21 protein-coding genes are annotated in these 25,597 nt (G+C 69.1%); 10 read left to right on the top strand and 11 right to left on the bottom strand.

What is annotated here, in order from left to right; all coding sequences use genetic code 11:
- Positions 1-171: 171 nt before the first annotated feature.
- The 3 genes from ACTXG6_RS32085 to ACTXG6_RS32075 all read left to right on the top strand — a co-directional run bounded on the left by ACTXG6_RS32085 (position 172) and on the right by ACTXG6_RS32075 (position 3,288).
- Positions 172-570: an STAS domain-containing protein gene (locus tag ACTXG6_RS32085; protein WP_445183154.1), complete on the top strand. Its 399-nt coding sequence runs from the start codon at positions 172-174 to the stop codon at positions 568-570.
- The gene (locus ACTXG6_RS32080; protein WP_445183153.1) at positions 567-1,343 is read left to right on the top strand and encodes a GAF and ANTAR domain-containing protein; all 777 of its coding nucleotides are present in this window, start codon (positions 567-569) and stop codon (positions 1,341-1,343) included. The genes ACTXG6_RS32085 and ACTXG6_RS32080 overlap by 4 nt, the downstream gene beginning before the upstream one ends.
- Positions 1,344-3,099: 1,756 nt before the next feature.
- Positions 3,100-3,288, top strand: coding sequence for a hypothetical protein (locus ACTXG6_RS32075; protein WP_445183152.1), 189 nt, complete (start codon positions 3,100-3,102; stop codon positions 3,286-3,288).
- 33 nt (positions 3,289-3,321) lie between these two features.
- On the opposite strand, the gene ACTXG6_RS32070 is transcribed toward ACTXG6_RS32075, so the two are convergent.
- Positions 3,322-3,861 (bottom strand): cysteine hydrolase family protein, encoded by a 540-nt coding sequence (locus ACTXG6_RS32070; protein ID WP_445183151.1) that lies wholly within the window; start codon positions 3,859-3,861, stop codon positions 3,322-3,324.
- 190 nt (positions 3,862-4,051) lie between these two features.
- Here ACTXG6_RS32070 and ACTXG6_RS32065 point away from each other — a divergent pair, with 190 nt between their 5' ends.
- The gene (locus ACTXG6_RS32065) at positions 4,052-5,248 is read left to right on the top strand and encodes a carboxylate-amine ligase (protein WP_445190147.1); all 1,197 of its coding nucleotides are present in this window, start codon (positions 4,052-4,054) and stop codon (positions 5,246-5,248) included.
- Positions 5,249-5,923: 675 nt separating this feature from the next.
- Positions 5,924-6,079 carry a DUF6131 family protein gene (locus ACTXG6_RS32060; RefSeq protein ID WP_445183150.1) on the top strand — a complete coding sequence of 52 codons (156 nt, stop codon included), beginning with the start codon at positions 5,924-5,926 and terminating at the stop codon, positions 6,077-6,079.
- A gap of 434 nt (positions 6,080-6,513) precedes the next feature.
- Here ACTXG6_RS32060 and ACTXG6_RS32055 read toward each other — a convergent pair whose 3' ends face one another.
- On the bottom strand, positions 6,514-7,539 hold the full coding sequence (locus ACTXG6_RS32055) for a hypothetical protein (protein WP_445183149.1): 1,026 nt from the start codon (positions 7,537-7,539) through the stop codon (positions 6,514-6,516).
- 733 nt (positions 7,540-8,272) lie between these two features.
- Between ACTXG6_RS32055 and ACTXG6_RS32050 the strand changes: the two genes are divergently transcribed.
- Both ACTXG6_RS32050 and ACTXG6_RS32045 read left to right on the top strand, forming a co-directional pair.
- The gene (locus ACTXG6_RS32050; RefSeq protein WP_445183148.1) at positions 8,273-9,046 is read left to right on the top strand and encodes a COG4280 domain-containing protein; all 774 of its coding nucleotides are present in this window, start codon (positions 8,273-8,275) and stop codon (positions 9,044-9,046) included.
- Positions 9,043-9,291 (top strand): hypothetical protein, encoded by a 249-nt coding sequence (locus ACTXG6_RS32045; RefSeq protein ID WP_445183147.1) that lies wholly within the window; start codon positions 9,043-9,045, stop codon positions 9,289-9,291. Before ACTXG6_RS32050 ends, ACTXG6_RS32045 begins: the two co-directional genes overlap by 4 nt.
- A 77-nt stretch (positions 9,292-9,368) precedes the next feature.
- Here the strand turns inward: ACTXG6_RS32045 and ACTXG6_RS32040 are convergent, their stop codons facing one another.
- On the bottom strand, positions 9,369-10,724 hold the full coding sequence (locus ACTXG6_RS32040; protein WP_445183146.1) for a MurT ligase domain-containing protein: 1,356 nt from the start codon (positions 10,722-10,724) through the stop codon (positions 9,369-9,371).
- A gap of 481 nt (positions 10,725-11,205) precedes the next feature.
- Complete coding sequence (locus ACTXG6_RS32035; RefSeq protein ID WP_445183145.1) at positions 11,206-11,772, bottom strand: hypothetical protein; 567 nt, start codon at positions 11,770-11,772, stop codon at positions 11,206-11,208.
- 563 nt (positions 11,773-12,335) lie between these two features.
- Here ACTXG6_RS32035 and ACTXG6_RS32030 point away from each other — a divergent pair.
- Positions 12,336-13,073: an alkaline phosphatase family protein gene (locus ACTXG6_RS32030; protein ID WP_445183144.1), complete on the top strand. Its 738-nt coding sequence runs from the start codon at positions 12,336-12,338 to the stop codon at positions 13,071-13,073.
- Positions 13,074-13,240: 167 nt separating this feature from the next.
- Here the strand turns inward: ACTXG6_RS32030 and ACTXG6_RS32025 are convergent, their stop codons facing one another.
- The 7 genes from ACTXG6_RS32025 to ACTXG6_RS31995 form a co-directional block, all read right to left on the bottom strand.
- Positions 13,241-14,014, bottom strand: a complete 774-nt coding sequence (locus ACTXG6_RS32025; protein WP_445183143.1) for a DedA family protein — start codon at positions 14,012-14,014, stop codon at positions 13,241-13,243.
- A 216-nt stretch (positions 14,015-14,230) separates the two neighbouring features.
- Entirely contained in the window at positions 14,231-15,184 is a 954-nt protein-coding gene (locus tag ACTXG6_RS32020) for a M56 family metallopeptidase (RefSeq protein WP_445183142.1), read from the bottom strand.
- 74 nt (positions 15,185-15,258) lie between these two features.
- Positions 15,259-15,720, bottom strand: coding sequence for a BlaI/MecI/CopY family transcriptional regulator (locus ACTXG6_RS32015; protein WP_445183141.1), 462 nt, complete (start codon positions 15,718-15,720; stop codon positions 15,259-15,261).
- Positions 15,721-15,914: 194 nt separating this feature from the next.
- Complete coding sequence (locus tag ACTXG6_RS32010) at positions 15,915-17,285, bottom strand: sensor histidine kinase (protein ID WP_445183140.1); 1,371 nt, start codon at positions 17,283-17,285, stop codon at positions 15,915-15,917.
- A 191-nt stretch (positions 17,286-17,476) separates the two neighbouring features.
- On the bottom strand, positions 17,477-18,841 hold the full coding sequence (locus ACTXG6_RS32005) for an FAD-binding oxidoreductase (protein WP_445183139.1): 1,365 nt from the start codon (positions 18,839-18,841) through the stop codon (positions 17,477-17,479).
- A gap of 27 nt (positions 18,842-18,868) precedes the next feature.
- Entirely contained in the window at positions 18,869-21,604 is a 2,736-nt protein-coding gene (locus tag ACTXG6_RS32000) for an ATP-binding protein (RefSeq protein ID WP_445183138.1), read from the bottom strand.
- Positions 21,605-21,877: 273 nt separating this feature from the next.
- Complete coding sequence (locus tag ACTXG6_RS31995; protein WP_445183137.1) at positions 21,878-23,251, bottom strand: bifunctional DedA family/phosphatase PAP2 family protein; 1,374 nt, start codon at positions 23,249-23,251, stop codon at positions 21,878-21,880.
- A 181-nt stretch (positions 23,252-23,432) separates the two neighbouring features.
- On the opposite strand from ACTXG6_RS31995, the gene ACTXG6_RS31990 reads away from it, so the two are divergent.
- Positions 23,433-24,134 (top strand): response regulator transcription factor, encoded by a 702-nt coding sequence (locus ACTXG6_RS31990; RefSeq protein WP_445183136.1) that lies wholly within the window; start codon positions 23,433-23,435, stop codon positions 24,132-24,134.
- Between the two features lie 14 nt (positions 24,135-24,148).
- Positions 24,149-25,531 (top strand): sensor histidine kinase, encoded by a 1,383-nt coding sequence (locus ACTXG6_RS31985; protein ID WP_445183135.1) that lies wholly within the window; start codon positions 24,149-24,151, stop codon positions 25,529-25,531.
- The last annotated feature ends 66 nt before the right edge of the window (positions 25,532-25,597 follow it).

The raw sequence follows: 25,597 nt of genomic DNA, 5'->3' as shown, positions 1-25,597 counted from the left end.
TGACGTACATCTGTAGGTCGGCCTACGCTGCCAGCCGGTGGGTCAACGCACCTGTGGATGAGGGTCAACGCACCTGTGGATGAGAGGCCCGCGCCGATGACCAGCCTGTTCTCTGCACCTTCGGGAAACCCCCGTGTCCGGCGGAACACCGACGGCGAGACCGACCTTGAGATGCACCGATCGGCGCCGCCCGAGCCACTACTGCGGGTGATTGCGATGTGCCTCGGCGCCGACACGGTCCTGGCCCTGGTCGGCGAGATGGATACGACCAACACCAACACCGTGCGGGAGGCCGTCGGCCACTGCCTGGCGCGGAGACCGGACACCCTCTTGCTCGACCTCAGCGGCCTCACCTTCTGCGGCGCCGGCGGGATTCACACCGTGCACTGGGCACTGCGGCGGGCTGAAGCCGACAACGTCGAGTTCCGCCTCGTCGCCCCCGCTCCCTGGTTGCGCCGCGTCCTCACCGCCATCCAGGCCCACGAGCTGCTGGCCGCTGCCGCCCATCCACCCTGGGGCACGTCAGCGCACGCGCAGCCCACTATCGGACCCGCCGGAGGAAGGTCATGATCGAGTACCTGGGGCGGGAGCTGGCTCAGCGGATGAGCGAGCTCGCCATAGGCCTGCGGATCGAAGACAACCGAGATGGCACGCTACGCGCGATCGTTCACGGCGCCCTCGAGCTGGTCCCCGGCGCGAGATGGGCCGGGATCTGTCTGATCCAGGGCAAACGAGTCACCCTCGAGGCGTCCAGTCACGATCTGGTCGTCGAGCTCGACCAACTGCAAAGCGACTTCGGCGAAGGCCCGTGCGTGAGCGCGATCCGCCAACAGCGCGCCGCCCGCGTCACTGACCTCGCCGAGCCGGATCAACCGTGGCCGCGCTTCGCGGCTGCGGCCCTCGAGCGCGGAGTGCGCAGCATGATGTCGCTGCGGCTGTCGGTATGCCAAGAAACCCTGGGCGCACTCAACCTCTACGCAGCACAACCGGACGCCTTCGCCCCAGACGCGCAGATCGTGGCGGAGCTGCTTGCCCAGCACAGCGCGGTTGCCCTCGCCGGGGCCACCCGCGAACATCATCTCAACGCCGCGCTCGTCAACCGGGACGTGCTCGGCCAGGCCAACGGCGTCCTGATGCAGCGCGACCGGCTGACCGCACTGCAGGCCTTCCGACTACTGGTCCGTGCGTCCCAGGACGCCAACATGAAGATCGCCGACGTCGCCCGTTGGTTGATCACCGAAACCGAAAACAATGCCCGTGACCAGCACCCCACCGGTTTCCCCAGGCCGCCCTCCCAGCCGCGGCCCGCCACGACAGGTCACCGTCCACGGACGATGGCGTGATCAACTCAGCCGGACTGGATCGCCACAGCCGCGGACACACTGTGTTCATCGTGAGTCAGACTCATGACCTATGAATAGGCCAGAGCGAGGTTCGCATGGCTAGCCCTTCTCGGCCAACAACTGCCCTCACCGGTTCCGCTCGTCCCCCATCAACGCGGCGATAACGCGCATCGCGGGCTCGAACACGATCCCGACCTCGGACGGTAGCGCGGCCCGGCGGCAACGCTGCTGGCCGACTGAGCGGCCGGGTCGGCATCGCGCCTGCCCTGGAGGTCGTCGAGTTACCCGCCGGGCATGGGGCCAACACCGAGGCCAGCTGGGCGCTACCCGTGCTCAGGCCATTTCGGACCAAGCGGACGCGGTAGCCGGGCCCGGTAGTCGTCTCGGGGGACGAACCGGGCCCGGCTTGTGTCCACGTCGCGCCTTTTCTAGCAGAGCGAAGCAGACAGCGCCGGTGGACTCCGGCGTTCGCGCTGGGGAACGACCCGTCCTGTTCTAGTGGCTGGCGCGTACCGCTGCAATCGGGCACCCGGTTGGGGCGCCCAGCGGACGACCAAGGTGCTCAACGGTTCCTAGGTGGTCATGGCTACGGCACCGTCTACACCCGTACCGTCCGCCCTCACCCGTCTCGGCCGAAGGTCACGCCCCGGCATAAAGAAAGGGGCCGGCCCAGCATAATCGCCGGGCCGGCCCACGAGAGGGGGACATCAAACTATTCTTGACTGCGATCCTGACTCCGATGTACACCGATACGTCGCGGTGATCACCTCCATCTAGATCGTTCCTCAACCTCTTGTGATCCCTTGCGGACCTAAGCTTTGCGCCCTGGTTGTGCTGGCGCTTCCGCGTTGTCCGCTCGTACTTACGAGGAGAATTTTTAACAGCCCCGGCGAGGGAGTGTCAACGGAACTGTGATACCCGTCACATCCGGTCTTTTGGTGATGGTGTAGTTCCGAGTGAGGATGACACTGATTCGTGCAGATCGCCAGGTCAGCGGCCTGCGAACGACGGGACGCCCCTCAGCGCTGCGGTGCCGGGGAGGGAGCATCATCTGCGGATTTCGCATAGTGCACGCGCCATGTACATACGTCGATTAGGCGTGAAAATGGAAAGGGGGCCGGCCCAGCGAAATGGCCGGGCCGGCCCACTCGGAGGGATAAACTGCCCGAAGTCTGGCGTGCGGCGCGGAACCGCCGTCGACCGCTTCCTTCGGACCGTTCCTCAACCTCCCACAATCCGTTGTTCACCACTGCTGTCGCGTCGCCTCGTGCGACACTCTTCCGATGCTTCACTCTCTCTGACGGCGCATTTTCTAACACCTGTACCCGCCACCGTCAACCCCCAGATTTGCGGGTATGCCCCGTGACGAGACGAGCGCGCGGAAGGCTGCGACAGACGGTCGCGGCGATGCCCAGCGATGCCACCTCCACCGACCCTCGACCGCCCAGCGACGCGACCCTGTAAGACCTCGCGGCGGCCGTCATCTTGATCTCCGTCGCGACTTCGGGTACCGCCTATTCAGGGCGACGCCACCAGAGCCTCGAAGTGGGAAGCGTGATGAGGCCGAAGAGGAGGCTGGACTGATGAACACTGGACGGGCCGTGTCTGGTTTGTCGCGGTCATGCTCGCCGTGCTTGTGGTCGGCTGCGGTGGGGGCGCGAGAGGAGGCTCGGACCAGCCTGGCGTCCAACTGCCGCCCAGCGCGGCACCCGGCCCGGCGGGCGCGGCGGCCAGGACCTCGATCGCTGAGTCCTCAGTGCAGGACATGGCCGCCACGCTCCGAGCCAACAACGTTGACGACCCCGAGCGGTGGGCGCGAGTGATCGCTCAGAACCGCCCCTATCCCGCTGACGACCCCAACCTCGGCAAGCTCAGGCAGGTCCTGGCGCAGAGCCAGGCGGATCCGCCGACCATCGACCGAATCACCAATGCACTGACCCCCTGAGGACTTGGCCAGGAACTCGAATCGGCGCACCGTTCACTCGAGGCAGTACCGGGCCGGGGTGAGTTCGGTCCGCATGTTCTGTTCCATCATCCGTAAAGCGGCGGCGCCGAGATCGGGATCGATGTGCGCGACCGCGTCCGGCGCGACCCGGATCGAATAATGGCGTACGTAGGCATCGAGTGCGCTGTAGAGGATGCACTGCTCGGTGACCTGTCCGGCGAGAATGACTTGGCGGATGGCTCGCCTGCTCAGCAGGTAGTCCAGCGCAGTGCTGTAGAAGGCGCTGTGGCGGACCTTGGTGAGGAAGACGCATTCATCGGAGGGCACGATGGGCGCCACCAGATCGCTGCGCTCACCGTCGAGTGCGCGCTGCACGATGTCGTCACGGTCGGCCGTGAAGTCCCCGTAGTTGTCGTTGACGTAGATGAGTTCGACACCGTCTGCGCGGTGAGCGCGGGAGATCAGGTCCGCCAGCGGCTCGACCATCTTTTCGACGCTTGCCGTGAGCAGCTCGGCGTCGCGGTGCTGATAGGGGTTGAGCATGTCAACGACGATCAATGCGGTGCCGCTCACCGCCGACGGCTCCGTCCGAGCAACATGCGTCCTCCTGCATTAGCCGGGTCGAGTTGGCATCGGCGACGCCAGTTCGTGCTCCACCGCTCGCAGGGGTGTAGCCGTTCCGTCATGGTGCAAACGCTTGTTTGCCGCCCTAGTTCCGCGGTGCGTGCTGCATCGCGTTGGGGGTCTCGTTGCTGTGACGAGCATGATCGCCAACACCATTACTCCGCGTGAGTACTGGACGATCGGGGTAAGCCTGCGCCAGGAGCCCGGGCACGGCCGGGTGGCTGGACCGAGGGGTGGGCGCACCATGGAACTTCGCACCGTGGGCGTCGAGGAGGAGTTCCTACTCGTCGACCCGTCCGACGGCAGACCTCGGGCGATCGCGACGGCGGTGCTCGGGGCTAGCGAGAAGTCCCTCACCGCTGTCGAGGCGGAGCTGCAGTTGCAGCAGATTGAGACCGGCACTCGACCCTGCCGGACCCTCGACGAACTGGAGAAACAGGTCCGATCAGCACGGCGGGCGGCGGCCTGCGCCGCCCGCTCGATCGGCGTCGAGATCGCCGCCATGGGCACCTCACCGCTGCCGGTCGAGGCGGAGCTCACGCCCTCTCCCCGTTACGAAAGATTGGCGGGGCGCTTCGGGTTGACCGCCCAGGAGCAGCTCACCTGCGGCTGTCACGTCCACGTCGGCGTCGAGTCCGACGAAGAAGGCGTCGCGGTGCTGGACCGGATCCGACCGTGGCTCGCCCCGCTGCTCGCACTCTCGGCCAACTCGCCGTTCTGGCAGGGTGAGGATTCCCGGTACAGCAGTTACCGCTCACAGGTGTGGTCGCGTTGGCCCTCCGCCGGAATCAACGACCTGTTCGGATCGGCCCGGGCCTACCACGACACGGTGCGCGAGATGGTGGCCTCGGAGACCGTGCTCGACACCGCGATGGTCTACTTCGACGCGCGGCTGTCCCAGCGTTATCCCACCATTGAGGTCCGGGTAGCTGACGTATGTCTGCACTCCGAGGACGCCGTCCTGATCGCCGCCCTCGTCCGGGCGCTCGTGGACACCGCCGCCACGGACTGGGCAGCTGGCCGCGAGCCTGATCCGGTCCGAACAGAGGTGCTCAAGCTCGCCGCCTGGCGCGCCGGGCGCTCCGGCCTGGCCGGAGAGCTCATCGACCCGACCACGCGGCGGCCAGCTCCCGCCCTCGCCGTGCTCGAGAATCTCTGCGCCCATGTGCGCGACGCGCTGGAGGCCAACGGTGACTACACCGAGATCGTTCAACTCCAGCGTGTGCTGGCGCAACGTGGAAACGGCGCACAGGTCCAACGCGCTGTCTACCGACGAACCGGCCGACTCCGCGATGTCGTCCGCGAAAGCGTCCGGCGCACGTTCCACGAGCAGTAGCCCGACGCTCCACTAGCTCCGCATACCCGGAACCGTGAGCCCGACACCCCTTCCTGAGACTCTCGGCTATCGCGCGGTGACCGCGAGCCCGAGGTAGGTCTCGGGGCTGACCGGGACGAGGCACTAGTTGCGTGTGACCGCCCGGACGATGGCCCGAGCGACCTTGTCGGGGGAGCTTGTGGAGTGCCCCGCTGAGCTCGCCGCCGCACGGGACCCCGCCCGACCTCGCGACTGACTAGTCTGCGCGCCCCGGTCTGGCCCGACCCGGGCTGCCCGGCACGGCCTGGGCGCGCGCCATCCAGTTTGTCGGTTTCCGGACCAGTCACGGCGGCCGGCCGTGTCGGCGGGTGGTGCGTCCATCTGTGCGATGTGCGATGGGTTCGGCCCTGACACACACCTGGGTGCTGGTGTGTGTCAGGGCCGTCTGAAGGACCGCGGTGATCACCACGCGTCCCCCCAGAAGTAGGGACGAAGGACGTCGTTGCCCGTTGTCGCGGGATGCCCGCTACCGCACGGATTCAACGCCCCCGTCAGAGTGAAGGTGGTGCGCGTTTGTCCCGACTGAGGCCGTCGGCGCGTCGTCGCCGTTTGTTGCGTTTTGTGCGGGTCGCGTTTGTAACCTCTGCCGCATATCGCGCGAGCCTCGCGCGGAACCTTCGATCTGGGGAGAGAACAATGATCGTTCTCGGCGTCATCTTGTTGATCATTGGTTGGCTGACCGGTATCTCCATCCTCTACACCGTCGGCAGCATCCTGCTCGTAGTCGGCTTGGTGCTGTTGCTGCTCGGGTCGGTAGGCCGCGGCGTCGGCGGGCGCCGCTGGTATTACTAACCTTCAGCGTCCGTGCACGATCGCGGCGAGTGCTGAGTGCCGGAACTGGAAGTCGATGGCGCCGTCGTCGATGTCGGTCAGCGACGGCGCCATCCGGCGCGCGGTTAACAGCACCTGGTGTTCGCTCGGATACTCGTGAGGAGTCGTGGATGGGTGTCCTCGGTGCTGGCCGGTGGCCGCGGTCAACGCGTGGGCCAGGGTGGCGACCATGTGGGGGCGGGCCGCGTCCCACCCTAGGTAACCGCGGGCGCCGAGGGTCACGGTCGCGGCGATGACTTGGGGTCTTGCGGAACGCCGAAACCTTGGACGCGGCTTCCGTCTCCCAGCGTGGACCTGCCGTCGGCGCGCATGTGATCGGAGAAGGAGCGCGCTCGACCGGACCACCACGACCACCGCGATTTAGCCCGAGGCCCCGAGCCATTGCCTGGGTCCGGTTACTGGATGCTGACCTTGTCCACGGCGATGGTGTTCGAGTGGTTCAGGTAGGCGTAGACGAGATCGGTGCTGGGTAGGTAGTCCTGCGTGTGGAAGTCCGGTTCGGTCTTGAGGTCCGCGATGTTGCGGTGTGTGGCGAGGTCGATGACGCCCAGGACGCCGGCCTTGCCTTCACCGAGGAACAGCAGCCCACGTTCACGGTCCCCGGCGATCTGGTCGGCGCCGGACGCGGTCTTCACCGTGTCCACGACCGTGCCGCTGGCCGGGTCGAGCGCGAACGCCTGCGGGCCGCTGGTCGCGATCCACAGCAGGTGATGGGCTTGGTCGAAGTACATGTCCTTGGCCGCCGCGCCGCCCGTCAAGGGTAGCGGAATGACCTTCTGGATTGTCCGGGTCTTCGCATCGATGGCCAGCACGTCGTTGTCGTCGGCCTGGTAGATCCGGTCCTCGGCAGGTGAATATGTCCCCAGATCCGGGCCGGTCTTGGCGGGCGAGGGCTGGAGCGCGAGGGTTCCCTGGACGGCAAAGGGGGCCGAGGCGGAGATCTCCTCCATGTTGTTCGAGTCGTCGTTGGCCACGAAAACACTGTTGTCGGCCGAGTCGAAGTACACCGCGTCCGGTGTCTTCCCACCCGAGGACACCGTGGCGACGACCTGCCAGTTGCTCTTGGCGATGACCGCGACGGCACCGGCGGGCGCTTCGGCGACAAACAGGTAGGAGTCGGTGAAAGCGATGCCGTTCGCCGACGGTATGTGAGCTACCACGGCCTTGACAGTGTTGGTGCCCGTGTCGACGACGATGACGTTGTTGTCGGGGCTCTGCGCGATGTAAATGGCGTGCACGTTCGGATCGGCTACAACTACATCACCGTGGCCGCCGACGCCGGGTAGGCTGATTGTCTTCTGAGTGGTGAGGGTGACTCGGGGCGCGGTGTTGGGCGCGGTGGGGGCGGCCGGGGCGGCACAACCGGCGGCGAGAACAGCGCTGATGATCGTTACACCGACGACGAGTTGCGGCTTCAACATTGAGGCCTTTCGTTTTCCGAGCGCACTGATGGCCCGCGTTTCGAGCGCAGCAATGACTCCGCGCCTCGAGCACGACAATGGCTCGTGTTTCGAAAACAGGAATGGCTATGACGCGCACGAAAGTGCGTCGCGAGCCGGTGAAGGGATTCCCGAGTGGGAAGTGTGCGACAGCCGATGTCATAGTTAGGGGTCGCCAGGTGACGGCCGGTCACCATACTGTATACCGACTACAGTAGTGAGGCAATACATCCCGCGCACGGCCTCTTGAGGTCGTGAGTGCGGCGGCGGAGGAACGCGTCCAGCGCCCTCTCACGCGCACCAGCGCGGCCCCGCCACTGGCCACGATGCCCTCCGCCATGGCCGCCCGGCAGGCGGACAGTGCGTCCTCCACCCGGTGCTGCAGCTCCTTCAGCTCGGCGTTCGTCGGCGGGCCGACCCGGATGACCGCCGCGCAACGTACCGGTTCGGCGCCTGCCCTTCGAAATGAACGGTGGCGGAACAAGCGTGATCAGGTGGCCCGTGGAATCGTGCTTTCCTGCGCCACGGCGGCCAGACGGTCCGCGCGATCCTGCAACGAACGATGCGGTCGAGTGTGTTGGAACTAGCGACGAGAAATCTTGCGCGGGAGGATGTACACCCTGTGTTGTCCCGCGTTCTGGCCGGGCTCGCTGATGGGCAATCAGGTAGAGAGACTTACTGTAGTACCGGAGGGCGAGGTCAACAGAGGTAGGCGATGGTGAGTAGTGGTGCGCTGTTCATCGCGGTGTTCCTGGCCTGCGTGGTCGAGGCGGTCGAGGCGCTGACGATCGTGCTTGCCGCCGGGACGAGCCGGGACTGGCGCTCGGCTATTTCCGGTGTCATCGCCGGGGTCACGGTGTTGGCGTTGATCGTGGCTGCTCTCGGTCCAGCGGTGACGGCGATTCCATTGGGTGGGTTGCGTCTGGTTGTCGGCGGGCTATTGTTGATCTTCGGTCTACAGTGGCTGCGCAAGGCGATCCTGCGTGCCGGTGGGCTGAAGGCCCGGCACGACGAGGAGGCGATCTTCGCTTCCGAGCTCGCTGCCGCCCAGGCCGCCCCGGCTGGACGTCGAGGATTTGTTGCGGACTGGTACTCCTTCACTCTCTCGTTCAAGGGTGTCCTGCTCGAGGGTCTCGAGGTCGCGTTCATTGCTCTGACGTTCGGGGCCAACCAGCGCAACATCCCACTTGCCTCGGTCGCCGCACTGGCCGCCGTGGTCGTCGTCGCCGTTGCTGGTGTCGCTGTCCGTGCGCCGCTGGCTCGGGTGCCGGAGAACACGATGAAGTTTGTCGTGGGGATCATGCTGACCTCCTTCGGGATCTTCTGGGGTGCCGAGGGAGCCGGAGCCGTGTGGCCCGGCTCGGACGCCGCGCTGCTGGCTGTGGTCCCTGCCGTGGCGGTGTTCGCGCTCGTATTGGTCGTGCTGTTGCGCCGGGCGGCCGCGATGTCCGCGACGGCGGGGACCACCGTCGGAGGTATGGCGTCATGATTCGGGTGCTCAGGGCGTTCGGGGAATTCTGGTACGACTTCATCGTCGGTGACGATTGGCGGGTCGCTGTCGCTGTCGTTGTCGCACTGGCCATCACCTACGGCGTTTCCACCACGTCGATCCCGGCCTGGTGGGTCCTGCCCACCACCGTGGTGATCGTGCTGCCGCTGAGCCTGTGGCGGGAGGCCAGAGTGCGCCGCCTCCGGTTCCGCTCCGGTGCGGATGGACCGGCAACCGGCCGCTGACGAACGATGCGGCGACGGCTTGGAGCCGCAGCAGGAGCTCGCGCGGGACTTCGGGGCAGGTAGCAGTGATGGCCTGGTCAGTGCTGAGAGCCCAGCCGTTGTTGCAGGGCGTAGAAGGCGGTGTAGTTGGCGACCACGTCGACGTCGCCGGCGGGTAGGTGGTCCAGGGCGGTGAGCGGGTCGGTTTCGGTGTGGTGTTCGAGGTCGGCGTAGCTGAGTCTGATTCCGACGTCGGCGGCGTGGTCGCCGCTGGCCGCGATCGGGCGGCGTCCCAGGGCGGTGAAGTCGACGTCCCAGAGCCAGGAGGTGTCGCGCCCGTCGGCCTCTCGGGCGTTGACCGCGATGACCAGTGGGCGTGTGGTGGCGAGCATGGACAGGGTGGCGGCCCAGCCGGCCGGGTTTTTGGCCAGCAGCAGCCGTAGGGTGTGCCGTCCGTGGGTGACGGCGGCGTAGCGGCCGGCGACCTGGCTCAGCTCGGCGATCGCGTCAGCGGCGCGGGCCGGTGGCACCAGTTCGTGGTGCGCGGCGGCGAGCGCCATCAGTGCGTTGGCGCGGTTGACCCCGCCGGGTAGACCCAGTGACAGCGGGGTGCTCGACTCGGCGTGGCAGGCCGCCTCGCCGTCGAGCCACCAGGTCGGGCGTGGGCGGGCCAGCCCGCAGCCGCAGCTCCAGTGCGCGGTGGCCTCGACGAGTAGCCGCCCGCAGCGGGGGCAGGTCAGCGAGTCCGCCCGCCATTCCGAGCCGGCGGCGACCCAGTGCACCGGGCCGGTGGCGTGGTCGGCGGCCCATACCGTCATCGGGTCGTCGGCGTTGGCGAACACCGCGGTGTCGGGCAGCTCGGCCAGGGCCGCGCCGATGCTGGCCGCGGTGCGGCGTACCTCGGCGGCCCGGTCCAGCTGGTCGCGGGTGAGGTTGAGCAGCACGATCGCGGTGGGGTGGCAGCGGCGGGCCACCGAGGCCAGGTGCAGCTCGTCGACCTCGAGGACGGCCCAGGGCGCGTCCGGTCGCTCGGCCAGCGCGGCGACGGCGCCGTCGGCCATGTTCGAGCCGGAGGCGTTGTGTGCGACCGCGCCGAGGTTGCCCAGGGCGGCGGCGAGCATGTGGCTGGTGGTGGTCTTCCCGTTGGTGCCCGAGACCAGCACCACCCGGCGACCGGCCGCCAGCCGGCGCAGCGCGGACGGATCGAGGGCCAGGGTGACCCGGCCACCGATGATGGAGCCGCTACCCCGCCCGGCCCGGCGCGACAGCGCGGCGACCGCCTGACCGGCGCGCACCGCGGTCGCGGTCCACCGGCCGAGGCCAGCGGGACGGGCCGTCGGGGAATTGCCCGCCTGAGCCGACCGTGACCCGACCGCCGGGTCCTCGGACTCCGTGACGATGACCAGGGTCTCCGCTGCGCAAAATTCCGCCGGACGACGGTCATCGCTGGTCACTGCCACATCGGGAGAGTGAGCGGCCGCGCGGTGCCTGCCGTGTCTAGCCCCCGGTTGGGAGGGTAGATCGGTGCCCCGGAGCCGTCGTGGGCCCATCTGGCCCTGCCGCCTGCCGGATCCGGCGAGGTGGGATTCAAGCTGCTCGAGTAGCAGGGCGAGGACCAGGACGGCGAGCGGAATCAGAAGCGTTGTCCACATCTCCGGCGCCAACTCTCGCATGAGAAAGGTTGCTGGTGACCGGCCGAGCATTGGGGCATGACGTCCTCACGATCGCGCACACAGGATGCCTGTCGCTAGCCGCTCGTAGTGTAGGACCGCTACGTTAGCGGTCCTGCGCAGTGTTCGCGATGGGTGCTCCCTACCGCTTCGGGTCCTCACAGCGGCTCCGGGTGCCCGAGCCAGGGCGAGCAGCGCGCGTCGGGATCGCAGCGACGATGGCGGCATCTGTGTGGCTCGGGTGGGGATCGGATCGGGTTGCCGGCTAGGCGATCGACTGGTTGCTGTCGCCGTCGAGGAGTAGTTCGGGGATTTGGTGGAATGACCAGCCGTCGGCGGCTGGGGTCAGGACCCAGACCAGGTCGTAGCGATCGTTCGGCCAGGCTGTTGGTGGTGTGGGAGTGATGTTTTGTGGTGCGGTTGCGATGGCGGGCAGTTCGCCGTGTTGCCAGCAGATCAGCGTGGGTTCGGTACGGCCAGCTACTTCCTGGGCGAGCGCGGTTTCGTCGCCTTTGCTGAATCGGGTGTTGATGGGTATGTCGAGGCGGGCGGCGAGCGGAGTGACGGTCTGTCGCGTCCGTAGGCCTTCCCCGGCTGTGCCTCCAGCGGCGTAGATCGCGGTGGGGCGGGCCAGGCCGGGGCGGGGTAGTCCGTTTGGGGGTGCGAAGACTTCGAACAAGGCGCCGGCTCGTGTCCAGCCCCGCGCGGTCAGCGAGTGGACGTCGGGGTTGCCGGCCGCGTCAACTCCTTGTGGCAGGCCGGAGGCTGGCGGTTTCTCACCATGGCGAATGATCATGATCAGCGCGCCGCGCCCAGGCGGCGTGGGGGTCACGGTCCGTGTCGTCGGTCCCAGGCCGCACCCTTCGAGCAATGTCGCCACGGCGATGGCTCCGCCGCCGACGGTCAGGGTCCGGAGCAGGTCGCGGCGTGTTCGCCGAAATGGTTCGGTCATAGGTGAGTCCTCAGGCGGGTTGATGTTGTCGGTGACCCACTACTGCCTGACGGGTGGTCGGTTAGTGGTCTGCTCGGGCCGGGGGGACCGCGAGCGCGGCGAACCCCCTCGAGGTGGCCACCCCGGTTCCAACACGCCCATCCCAGCCGCATCGGTGAGGCAGGCTTCTGCAGACACCGTAGTATTTCTACACCAGTTGTAGATGTTAAGTGTGTAGGGGGTGGGTCGTGGTGGAGGAGAACACCAACGGCGAGGCGCAGCCACCCGCGCCGGGCTCAGTCCGCGTCGCCGCGCGCTGTGTTCGCGCGGTGGTGGCCGCGCTGCTAGCCGCCGCCACGGCGGGTGCAGTGGCCAGCTGTGGGGGTGGTGCCCCGACACTGAGCCTGCCGCTGGCGGGTGGCCCGCCCACTCCGACGTCCGGGGTTCCCACCCCAGCGCACACGGTGGTGCTGGTGCTGGAAAACAAGGACAACAGCCAAATCCTGGGAAGCCCCTCGGCCCCGTATTTCAACGCCCTTGTCGGACGCGCCGCGTTGTTCACCAACTCCCACGCCGTCGCCCACCCCAGCGAGCCGAACTATCTGGCGCTGTTCGCTGGGGACACTTTCGGCCTGACCAGCGACTATTGCCCGCTGACCCTAGCTGGACCCAACCTCGCCGGACTACTCGCGGCAGGAGGACACAGTTTCGCCGGATTCTCCGAAGACCTACCGGCGCCCGGATTCACCGGCTGCACCAGCACCGGATATGCCCGCAAGCACGACCCGTGGGCCAACTTTCCCGACCTGCTCGCCGACGTCGCTCAGCCGTTCACCGCGTTCGGCCCCGACTACACCCGGCTCCCCACCGTCTCCTTTGTGATCCCCAATCTCTGCCACGACATGCACGACTGCGACGTCGCGACCGGCGACACCTGGCTGCGTGACCACCTCGATACCTATCTGCGGTGGATACAGGCCCACAACAGCCTCCTGATCATCACCTGGGACGAGGACGACGCCGGCTCGACCGACAACCACATCGCCACGATCTTCACCGGGCCGATGGTCAAGCCGGGCCACTACGACCAACACATCGACCATTACAGCGTGCTGCGAACCATCGAGGACGCCTACCGGCTGCCCCATGCCGGGCACAGCCAGACCGCCACCCCGATCACCGACATGTGGCAACCCTCCTGACCACACGCGACCAAGCCCAGCGCGTCGAGGCCCGCGCGAGTCCGCGGACCGCGCCGGCATGCCCCCGGCCGTGCCAGCTGTGAGGATCGCGACCCGGTTCGCCCTGGTCGGTGGCTTCCTCATCCGAAACACCGCGCTCCGCGTGGGTGGTCACTCCAGGGTGCCCGCTACCCGGGTTGTGATCCGCGATGGTCCGTGACGCGGTGGCCTTCGCGTCCGACCGCGGTGCGGTGGCGACCTTCACTGTTGGCCTCGCTGAGACGGTGGGCGCGCCAGAGTTCCAGCCCGACGGGGATCATCGGGACGCAAACCACGACCGCGATCGCCGGCAGTAGATAGGCCTCGACACCCGGGACGCTGGCGCCGAGCGCGTATCCGGCCAGCGTGACGCTGAGAGACCACGCCAGCCCGCCGACGACTTGCCATGCGGTGAAGGTACGGGCGGGCACGGTCAGCACTCCGGCCAGTGGGTGGATCACGGTGCGCACCACCGGAATGAACCGGCCCAGCACGATCGCCTTGCCATATCCGTACCGGGAGAAGAGCTCTTCCGCGCGGGCTATCCCACGGCGCACGTGGCGGTTGCCTGTGCGGGCCAGCAGGGCCCGCCCGCCACGGCGACCTAGCGCGAAGCCGGCCTGGGCTCCGGTTAGAGCACCGGCCATGGCCGCGAACAGCACCCACGGCAACGACAGATGCAGCCCGCCCATCGCCCCGCTCGACACCGTGCCGGTCGCGGTGGTGGAGCAGAACATTCCGGCGGTGAACAACAGCGAGTCACCGGGCAGGAACACCCCGATCAGCAGACCGGTCTCGGCGAACAGGACCAGAAACACCCCGAGCGTGCCCAAACTGGACAGCCAGAACTCCGCGCCCAACGGGCTACCCCCCGCCGCGGACGCGGCGAGGTGCAGCGGTGTCAGGGCTTGCCAGAGATACACGATGTCCCCACTCCGATCGGGCCAAACACCCGCCCGCTGCCCGTGTGGCCGACGTGTTCACCACGCGAGCAGTACGCGCGCGGCGGTGATCTGACGCCTCTGCTTCTACCCTCTTATAAAATTTCTACACCTTTTGTAGATGCATAGTGTGAGAGGAAGGTGTGAGTCGCTGCCGAAGGCGGCAACAGCACCGAGGACCTGCGGCATCGCAGTGGGCTACGAGGCGGCGATGCGGGCGAGATCGAACAAGGCGTCCAGGTCGCGGACGGTCTCGATGCTGCACGCGGCGGCCAGGGCGAGCACGGTCAGCGCCAGCGCCAACAGTAATCGCCGGCGCCGCGGTGGTGCGGCGAGCAGGGCCGCCACGCGCCGGGGAACCGGTCCGGCGCCCCGCAGCTTGGTCGCCGCCGAGCCTGTGGTGATGGCGAGCGCCCCCGCGGGTGGGCTGTGGTGACGGCTGGTCAGCAGGGCCGCTTTAGCGATGGTCCGGGCAACAAGGCGGCGATCACCGACCGCGCTCGCGGCATATTCGTCGGCCCAGCGTTCGGTGGTGTAACCCACTGCGGCGGCCACCGGCCGCAGCAGTGGATTGGTCGCGGCGGCCAAATAAGCCAGGGCAACAAACACGTGATGCCCGCAGGTCAGGTGAGCGCGTTCGTGGGCGAGTAGTACCTGGCGCTCCCGAGTGTTCAGGGCGTCGAGCATGCCGGTGGACACCACGATCCGACCAGGTACGCCCGGCAGGGCGTAGGCGTCCGGGCACGGGTCGTCGAACACCACCACCCGGCCGAACGGGATCTCCGTCGGCAACCGGCGGGCGGTCCGTGCCGCGTTGATCAGGGCTCGGGTGCGTCGGATCAGCGCGCGCCCCGCCGCGGCCAAGGCGAGGACCAACAGCACACAAGCGGTCATGGCCAGTGTCAGCGACGCGGGATCATCACGGTGTAGAACCCCCACCGACCAATCGCCGAGGGCGCCCACCAGCGGTATCTGGCCGACGGCCGTGGCGGCCAGTGCGGTCAACGCCAGCCCGCTCGTCAACGCCAGTCCCACCGCGGTGGCGGTCAGCAGCCAGGTCCCCACCCGCGGGTGCAGCCGTCCGGCCAACCAGCGCGCCGAGACGGCGGCCAACACGGGTACCAGCAGGGGCAGGTACACGGCCACACGCATGACAAGCCTTCCGCTGCTACCGGTCGGGTTTGGAGTGCCGGGGTTCTGTCACCGCATCCCGGCCGGCGTTCATGTCAGCCGTTCGGTTCGGTATCGAGAGCTGGGCCGAGGAGTTCGCGCAGGAGATGTTCGTCGCGGGATGAGAGGGTGTCCACGAAGCTAGCCAGCGCGGCGTCACGATCGGACTCCCCGTCCAACACTCGCCGCATCCGCCCCGCCGCGAGCCGTGCCGGGTCATTGATTGCTTGGTAGGCGTAAGCGCGGCCGGTCCGAAACCGCTCGGCCAGCCCTTGGGCGTGCAGCCGGGACAGGATCGTCACCACCGTGGTGTAAGCCAACGGGCCCGACCCGGCATCGGCCAAACGCCGCTGCACCTCACCCGGCGTCAGTGCCTCACCCGCGGTGCGGAGCACGTCCAACACCAGCCCGGACAACTCACCCGCCCGCCGCCGTGGTGCCCGGTCAGAACCGGCGGACGCCTGCCCAGCGCCGTGCCGGCCCCAGCGGTGCGCCCCTTCGTGGGTGTCCTCAGCCACGTCCGGCCCCCATACGCCTTGGTATCTACCGCCAGTCTAGAACTTCTACGTTTGTTGTAGGGGCCTGGTTTGGGACGCGCAGGTGGCACGCGCTTGGGTGGCCATCAGCGGACGCGAGCCGGCGGCACCCGTCCAGGAACGGGCGACCGACACCACGGCGAGCGCGGCAGTGGGTGTGGCGCTCTTGAGCTAGCTCATCCGGCCAGAACAACGCCCAGCCCGTTCTCGGAACCGGCGGCCTGAGAGGGGTCGCCCGGGGCGGTCGGGAGCAGGACGGTGAACGTCGGGGGAGTGAGGGTGCTCAGGCGCAGGCGGCCGCCCTCTGCCTCGGTAAGGCTTCTGGCCAGGGCTAGCCCGATGCCGTGTCGGTTCGTCCCGTGGCCGTTCGCCCCTGGGGCATCCGTGCCCGAGGGGCGGCGGGTAAACAGCTGGGCCGGCGCGGTAGTGATCCCGGGGCCTTCGTCGGTGACGTCGATGGCGAGTGCCTCGCCGGCCTCACGGACGGTCACGGTGACCGTGCCAGCACCGTGCAGGGCGGCGTTGTCCAGCAGCACGGTGAGGACCTGGCGCAGCGCGGCGGTGGACGTGCGCGCGGTCGCCGGACTCGTGGTGGCGTTGATCCGGAACGGCCGCTGTGCGGTGTCAGGCCGGCGCAGCCACGCCAACCGGAGCTCGGTGAGCAGCGGGAGCACATCGACGAGTTCTCTGGAGCGGGTGACCGTGCGGGCGAGCTCGAGCAGGTCCTCGATGGTGGACTGCAGTCGCTCGGTGTCCTCGATCGCGGTGCCGATGGCGGCGCGCAGATCCTGGCCGGGGGTGTCGATGGCCACCTCCAGTCCGAGGCGCAGGCCGGTCAGTGGGGTGCGCAACTGGTGTGAGGCGTTGGTGGAGAAGGCCCGCTCCCGGGCCAGCAGATCGTCCAGTCGCGTCGCGGTGCTGTTCAGTGCGGTGCTCACGGAGTCGATCTCCGGGATGCCGGCCGGTGCGGCCCGCGCGCTGAAGTCGCCGTCGCCGAGGGCCTCGGCCGCGGTGGCGAGCTGTTGCAGCGGCCGGATCAGTCGCGCCGCGAGCGCGCGCGCAACCAGCCACACCAGCAGTACGGCGATCACCCCGAGGCCGGCCATCGCCAGCCAGGCTTCGCCGACGCGCTGGTAGACCTCGCTGAACGGGGTGGTCGCCCGGATCACCCCGAGCACTGTGCCGTTGGCCGAGATGGGCAGCGCGACCAGGCTCTCGTCGGTGTGCTCTTCGGAGACGTGGTGGCCGGCGAGTGCCCGCTGGGTCGGGTCGTCGGCGCTGGGCGGGCCGTTGCCGGAGATCCGATGGCCGGAGGTGTCGTAGAGCCCAAGGTCGGAGCCCTGCTCGGTGTGGGGCATGGGCGTGGGGGGTTCGCCCCGGGCCAGTGCGATCGAGGAGGACACCGCGGCGACGTCGGCGACCTGTTCCAGCTCGCCGCGCTCGTCGTCGAACAGGTACTTCGCCACAGTGGCGGCCAGGGGCACGCCGAACAGCCCGATAGCGAGCATGGCCACGAGCGTGGCAACCCCGACGATTCGTCTACGCACCCGGCGATTGTGCCCGCCGGTGCGCACCGGCGGCGCCCCGATGGGGTGGTGCTGGTCGAGTGTTTGCCGTGCGCTGGAGATGGACGGCTGGTGCCCAGTCGTGACTGGGCCGCGTGTGTCGCCTGGCTCGGCTGGGGCCCGCCGTGCGGTTCTCGATCTACCTCATGACCTGCTGGCGGCTATCACGTGGTTCACGTCCCGAGCGCGGCCGGAGCGACATTTTGGTTCATCCGGAACACGTTGGTGGGGTCGTAGGTGTGCTTGAGCGCGGCCAACCGGCTGTGGTTGCCGCGGTAGGCGGCGAGTACCCGTTCGGGGCCCTCGGCGCCCAGGTTGTTGACGTAGACGGCGTCCTCGAGGTGCGGGCGCATCGCGGCGAACGCGTCACGGGCCCAGGCGATGATGCTCGCGGAGTCTCGGTCGTGCTCCCATTGGGCGAGGATGAGTAGGTCGTCCTGCGGGGCGCGGTGCGGGAACGCTGTTGCGTCCGGCGCGATCCGGCTCGCGGCTCCGCGCAGCCCCTGTAACCCGATCCCGCTCGCACCTGGTGGCATCCGCGTAACCACGTCCAGCAGGGTGTCGATCGCGGCGTCGGTGAGGTAGCGCAGATAGCCGGACTTCCAGTAGTGCAGGCGACCCAGCGGGAAGCCCGGGTCCGGTGCTGACTGCCAGGCGAGGTAGGGCCTCGACGCGATGTCGTCGACGATCGGGTTCCCGAAGGCGCGTAGCGGTCGCAGTAGGGCCTCGCCTTGGTCGGGCGGGCCGCACCAGCACACCGCGATCGAGAGCGCGGGCTTCCCGGACGGTCCCACTCCGAGTGAGACGGCCGAGGTGAGGTCATCGGGGGCGGAGGCCATGAACTCGTGGTGGAATCGCAAGACGTCTGGGGCGGCCGCCCAGGGGTAGGCGAGCCCGCCGGCCAGTACGGAACCGATGGGGTGCAGTCGGTAGGTGAACGAGGTGACGACACCGAGGTTGCCGCCGCCGCCGCGCAGGCCCCACAGCAGGTCCGGGTGCTCGTGCGGGCCGACAGCGAGAATCCGGCTGTCCGCGGTGACGACCTCGGCGCTGATCAGGTTGTCGCAGGCGAGTCCGTGGCGGCCGTTGAGCCAGCCGAGGCCACCACCGAGTGTGAGGCCGGCGATCCCGGTGCCCGACATCACCCCGAGTGGGGTGGCCAGCCCGTGGCGCTGGGTGCCGCCGTCGAGCTCGCCGAGCAGGAGCCCGGCGCCCGCCGTGGCGAGGCGCCGGTCCGGATCGACCTGCAGGCTCTTCAGGGCCGACAGATCAAGCATGATCCCGCCGTCGCACACGGAGGTGCCGGCGACGTTGTGGCCGCCGCCGCGGACCGCGATCACGAGATCGTGCTTGCGGGCGGATTCGATACCGCGCGCGATGTCCTCGGGTCCGTGGCATCGGAGGATGGCCGCGGGCCGCCGGTCGATCATCCGGTTGAACACGGCGCGGGTGGAGTCGTAGTCGGCGTCGCCGGGCCTGAGCACGTCACCGGGGATGTCGATCGTCGGCTGGGTCGTCATGACGAGCAGTGTCGTCACGCCGACTAATTCCGGACTAATCGCCGGCTAACTGTCCACGGACCGCGGGACTCCGATCTCGGCGCGCAGTGCCGACGCGGCGGCGCGCAACCGGTCGGCCTCGAGTCGGTCGGCGGTGATGCCGTCGGTTGTGGTGGTGTCCCCGGCCGCGGCGGTGGCATCCGCTAGTCCCTCCAAGGCGGCGGCGGTACCGGCACGGTGGCCGATCTGCTGGCACAGCCGCAGCGAGCGCTGGAATGCGACGTGAGCGCGTTCGGGTTCGCCGGCGCCCAACGCAATGCGTCCCACGAGGTGCAGGCCGGACGCCTCGCCCTCGCGGTAGTCGACGAGACGGTAGTGCGCCAGCGCCTCTTCGACCAGTCGGCGGGCTTCGGCCGCGGAACCCCAGCGATGTTCGATCGAAGCGAGGACATCGAAGGCGAGACCGTGGGCGAGCTCCTCACCAACCTGCTGTGCGTGGGCCAGCGACCTCAGTGCCGCGGCCCGGGCGGCGTCGGGCTCGTTGCGGTCGCGGTGCAATCGCGCGAGCTGAGCCTCAGCCATCGCGGCGCGCCACACGCCGCCACCGGCCAGCGCGGCGGCGATGGCGTCCTGGTAGAGCTGCTGGGCCTGGTCGAACCGTCCCTGCGCCCACGCGGTGGTCGCGGTCAGCGACAGGGCATCGCCCTCCCACGCGCGATGACCGGTCCCGCGCGCCAGGGCGAGCAACTCGGCGGCGAGCTCGGTAGTGGCGTCGAATTCGGCGCCGCCCATGTGCAGCAGTGCGCCGGCCGATAGCAGCGGCATCCGCCGGACCGCGGGTTCGGTGCCGACCGCGTCGAGAGCGGTATGTATCCAGTGCAGGCCTTCGCCCCGCGCCCCCCTCAGATCCCAGTAGTGCCACAGACAGCCGGCCAGCCGCGCCCCGACATCGGGGTCCCCGTTCGGTCCGAACGCCCACTCGAGCGCGGCGAGCAGATTCGCCCGCTCGCGGTGCAGCCGGGCGAGCCACGGCCCGGCACCGGCACGGAACAACCGCGGCCCGGCCAGTTCAGCCAACGAGAGGTAGTAGCGGGCGTGCCGCGCCCGCCACCGGTCGAACTCGGCGCCGCTTACCTTCTCGCGGGCGAACTGCCGGGTGGTCTCCAACAGGCGATAGCGCGGCTCGCTGTCCGGCTCTTCCTCGAGTTGAACCATGGAGCACGCGACGAGCCGGGACAGCGTTAGCAGGACATCACGTGCCGAGGGTCCCTCGCCACCGAGCAGCGCTTGCGCTGCGCTCAGGTCGAAGGTCGAGGAGAAAACCGCGATCTGCTCCAGCAGCGTGCGCTCAGGTCCGGTCAGCAGGTCGTAGCTCCACCGCACCGTGGCGGACAGGCTGCGGTGGCGGGAGTCGGCCGGTCGCGCGGCAGCGGCAAGCAACCGGAAGCGGTCGTCGAGGCGGGCGGCGAGCTCGCGCAACGGGATGGAGGCCGCACGGGCCGCCGCGAGCTCGAGGGCGAGCGGTAGCCCGTCGAGACGCGCGCACACGTCCAGCAGGAGTCCGGCGTTGTCCGGTGTGACGGCGAAACCTGGCCGGACGGCAGCAGCCCGGTTCGCAAACAGCCGCACAGCCTCGCAGTCCGCGATCTGGTCCCACGGGGCATCCGGAGCGGCCAGGAACAATGGTCCTACCGGGTGGAGATGCTCGCCCAGCACCCCGAGCAGCTCGCGACTGGTCGCCAACACACGGACCCGCCTGGTCCGTTCCAGAACGGCCGCGACCAGCGCAGCGCAGCCGTCGAGGACATGCTCGCAGTTGTCCAGCACGAGCACGCTCTCGCATCCATCGAGAGCCGCCGCGATCGTCCTGCCCAGTTCCTGCCCCGGTTCCGCACGGACGTCGAGGGCCGCCGCGACCGTCTCCTCGATCCGGGCCCCGGCCGCAAGGGGCGTCAGGTCGATGAAGAACGCCCCTGCCACATGGCGGTCGGTGAACCGCTGGGCCACCTCGACCGCAAGCCTGGTCTTGCCCGCGCCACCCGGGCCGATGAGCGTAATAAGACGCTGCCGGGCGAGCAGTGTCGCCACCTCGGCCTGTTCCTGGTCTCGACCGACGAACTCGCTGATCGGAGCGGGGAGCGTGGCGTGTGATCGCCCCGAGCGGGTCCTCGGGCTGGTCTCCCGGTCGAGTTCCGAGCTCTGCCGGAGCATCGCCAACTCGAGGCGATGCGTCTCCGGCTCTGGATCCACTCCCAGTTCTGTCACCAGTGACTGTCGCAGATGTGCGTACGCGGCGAGTGCCTCGGATTGCCGGCCACACCGATACAACGCCACCATCAGCAGTCTTGACAACGATTCCCGGAGCGGGTGCTGGGAGACCAGGGCCTCGAGCTCCGGCGCCACCTCGTGGTGAAGCCCTAATTGCAGGTCAGCCTCGGCCTTGAGCTCGGCGCACTGCTCGCGGAGACTGTCTAGCCGATCGGCCTCGTCGCGAGCGAACGCCTGCTCGACCCCGGTCATTGCGGGCCCGGTCCACAGATCCAACGCCTCGACCAGCAGGCGGTGCGCACGCTCCGGGGCCGCCGCCGCCCGACGGCCCTCGCCCAGCAACCGCTCGAACCGCACCGCGTCGATCGCATCAGGCGACACCTGCAACACATACCCACCGTCGCGGGTCACGAGCAGGCCGGCGTCGCCGCTCCGGCGGCCCGGCTCGAGCGCATTTCGCAAGCCGGAGATGGCCGTGTGGACCATCGTGGCCGCGGTCGGCGGTGGATAGCGGTCCCACAGCAACTCGATCAACCGAGCGACCGAGATCGGCGCCCGCTCTGCCACAAGGAGGCCGGCGAGCAAAGCCCGCTGCCGCGGGGACCCCAACGCCACAGCCGCTCCGGTCGCGTCGACCGCGCAGACCGGACCGAGCAGCCGGAACCCGACAACACGGTCACTGCGCGGTATGTCCACAGCGCAGGCTCCCGCGCGACCGCCGCGATAACAAGACGCGCAACTGACCGGCAGTCCCAAGCTTGGCTGTACCGCGGCGCCCTTTGCCTACCCGCGGCTGCCAACCCTGGTTCAAGCCTTCGCACGCCGCTCTCGACCGGCTGCCCGCCGGCGACCTGTGGGGCGGGGATCAAGGGACGGCGCGACGGCCGGCCGACGCTTCGCGGCAACCCTGGCCGCGGTGAGGCAGACGGCCAACCACATTGCTCCGATGAGCCAGCCGCCGACGACGTCACTGGCCCAGTGCACGCCCAGGTAGAGGCGGCTCAGGCCGATCATCGCGGCGGCCGCCGCCGCGATGGCGACGAGGAGTATCCGAGGTACTCGGCGCGGCCGCCGGGGGATCAGCACGAGGGCGAGTACACCCAGCACCGCGGCGGAAGCCAACGCGTGGCCGGACGGGAATGACTGGTTGGTCTCCAGCATGAGTTGGTCGATCCGGGGTGGCCGGGACCGGCCGACCAGCGGTTTGAGTACGACGATGAGGAGCCCGGCGCCGAGGGTGGTGCCCGCTACCAGCAGGGCCTCGGACCAGCGGCGGCGCCAGGCCAGGGCGGTGGTCGTGACGAGCGCGACCGAGGTGACGACCGCGGTGCCGCCGACGGTGGTGACGACGACCATGAGCGTGGTCAGGTCGGGCGTGCGGTGGCCCAGTACCCAGCTCAGCACAGGGCCGTCGATCGCGGTGATGCCTTCGCCGTCCACGACGTTGTCCGACAGCTCACCGACGACCAGGACCAGCGCGGCAACGACCAGCGAGCCGATCAGTACATCGCGGTGCAGGGCCGGTGCGGGTGCTCCGGCGGGCCGGCCGCGGCCGCTCGGTGGCGTCGGTGTGGTCCGGTTGCGGCGGATGTGTCGGAACACCAGTACCCCGATCGTCGCCGTCCCCGTGACCACCCCCACCAGTACCGCGCCGGCTCCGAGCCAGTGCTGCGCCCGTTGCCACGATGAGCCCACCAGGTAGCCGAGCACGATGACGGTGCTCGCCCACAGCACCCCGCCGGCGGCGTTCCAGGTCATGAACCGCCTGGCGGGCATGTTGACCGCGCCGGCGGCTGCGGGGACGACCGCGCGGAGCACCCCGACCCACCGCCCGAGGAAGACGGCCGGGCCGCCTCGGTGCTCCAGCAAGCTCTCGGCGCGGTCCCAGCGGTCTTCACCGACCCACCGGCCGAGGCGGCCGGACCGGAGTGTGGGCCCCGCGAGCCGGCCCGTCCCGTATCCCGCGAGGTCGCCCAGTACGGCGCCGATGACGCCCCCGGCAATCATGCCGGCGAGGCTCACCTGTCCGCTGCCCGCCAGCACGCCACCGAGCAGCATCGCGGTCTCACCGGGAATGACCAGGCCCACGAACGCCGCGGACTCGAGGAACGCAAAGAGCCCCATCATGGGGTAGGTCCATGCCGGACCGGCCCCGCTCAGCAGGGAGATCAGCTCCCTCATCGCGGGAGGCCCGCTTCGGTGGGCGCGGGCCGTCCTGAGTTGATGTCCACTGTGCGATCTTGTCCAGGACATCGTGTGAGGCTGATGAAAGCACGGTGTGAGTGGCTGCGCACACCGGCCGTTCGCGCGGTGCGCGAATCTCACATGTTGCTCACATGATCGGCGCCCTAATCTCGGTCGGGTGCGGGTGCTGATCGTTGAGGACGAGCCGAGGATGGCGGCGTTGCTGCGCCGCGGCCTCGCGGAGGACGGCTACGCGGTCGACATCGCCAGTACCGGGACGGACGCGCTCTGGCAGGCCACCGAGTTCGCCTATGACGCCGTGGTCCTCGACGTGATGCTGCCCGGGCTGGACGGCATGGAGGTCTGTCGGCAGCTCCGCGACCGAGGCCGTTGGATGCCGGTGCTGATGCTGACTGCCCGCGACGCCGTGGACGACCGCATCCGGGGACTCGATGCCGGCGCCGACGATTACCTGACCAAGCCGTTCAGCTTCGGCGAGCTCGCCGCCCGGCTCCGCGCCCTGATCCGGCGTGGGACCGGGGATCGCCCGACCACGCTCACGGTCGGCGAGCTGCGGCTGGATCCGGCGACCCACCGGGCCTGGCGCGGTACCTCGGAGCTCACGCTCTCGGCCAAGGAGTTCGCCCTGCTCGAGCTGTTCATGCGCCATCCCGGGCAGGTACTGAGCCGGACCCGGATCATCGAGCATGTCTGGGACTTCTCCTATGACGGTGTGTCCAACATCGTCGACCAGTACGTGGCGTACCTGAGGCGCAAGGTGGACCGCCCGTTCGGGGATGAGAGGCTGGAGACGGTTCGGGGCGTCGGCTACCGGATGCGCGTACCGGAGGAGGCGCCCCAGTCGGTGGCCTCCGGTTAGGCAAGGAGCCCAGAATGCCCCTGCGGCTGCGCCTGGCGTTGTTGTTCGCGCTGGTGACCGTGCTGGTGATCGGGGTCGCCAGCATCGGCTTCCTGCTCCAGCTGCGCGTCAGCCTGGATGCCTCGCTGGACAGCTCGCTGGTGACCAGGGCGTCGGCGCTGGTCGACGAGGTGAACGCGGCCGGCCTGGGTAGCCTGCGTCTCGGTCAGGATGAGGAACCCGCCCAGTTCCTCACCGTGGACGGTCGGGTGCTGGCCTCGTCTCCGGAGCTCGCCGACCGGCCGGCGCTCTCTGCCGCGCAGCGCCTCGCGGTCGGGGGCGGGCAGGTGCTGACGTTCACCACTGAGCTGGCCCAGGAGCGCACCCGAGTCCTGGCGCGGACCACCGGCGTACCGGGCACGCTGGTGGTGGTCGGGATGGGGACCGACATCTCGGATGCGGCGGCCGACCACGTCGAGTCGGCGATCCTGCTCGGCGGCCCGCCGGCCGTCCTGGTGGCCGGTCTCGGAGCCTGGTTGCTGGCCGGCGCCGCGCTGCGCCCGGTGGAGCGGATGCGCCGGGAAACGGCGGACATCAGCGAACACGACAACTCGATGCAGCTGGCGGTGCCGCCCACCCGGGACGAGATCGCGGCCCTGGCCACGACGATGAATGCGCTGCTGGGCAGGTTGCGGGCCGCGGTCACCCGGGAACGTGGTTTTGTCGCCGACGCGGGACACGAGTTGCGCACCCCGCTGGCCATGCTGCGCGCCGAGCTGGAACTCGCCGCCCGGCCGGGGCGCAGCCGTGCCGAGCTGGCCGAGGCGGTCGCCGCGGCCGGGCTGGAGACCGAGCGGCTGATCCGGTTGTCGGAGAACCTGCTGCTGCTCGCGCGCGCCGAAGGGGAGCAGACCTTTGTCCGGGCCAACCCGACTCCGCTGCACGAGCTACTGACCGCGGCGGCCCGTGCCGCGAACGCGGGCGCCGCCGACCGGTCGATCAGCGTCGAGGTCGACTGCCCCGCCGAGCTGACCGCGGTCGCCGACCCGGACAGGCTTCGACAGGCGATCGACAACCTGCTCGACAATGCCCTGCGTCACAGCCCGAGCGGCGGCCAGGTGCTGCTGCGCGCCCGCGAGCGTGCCGCGCCATCGGTCCTGGAGATCTCGGTACGGGACCACGGGCCCGGCTTCCCGGACGAGTTCATTCCACACGCCTTCGAGCGCTTCCGCCGAGCGGACAACGCGCGCGCCCGCGCCGACGGGGGCGCCGGCCTCGGTCTGGCCATCGTGGCGGCCATCGCCACGGCGCACAACGGCAAGGCCACGGCCGGCAACCATCCCACGGGCGGGGCGATCGTCGTCCTGCACCTTCCGGCACACCAACTCGAGCGGCCGCGGCCCGCCGTGCGCTCCTAGCCATCTCGGTACGGGTCGCGGCGGGTCGAGCCCTCGGGATTAGTGCCGAGGGCAGTTGCCCCCCGG

This window comes from Pseudonocardia sp. Cha107L01, assembly GCF_052566575.1.
The sequence above is the reverse complement of the archived record's forward strand: the minus strand, read 5'-3'. Positions and strand labels throughout refer to the sequence as shown.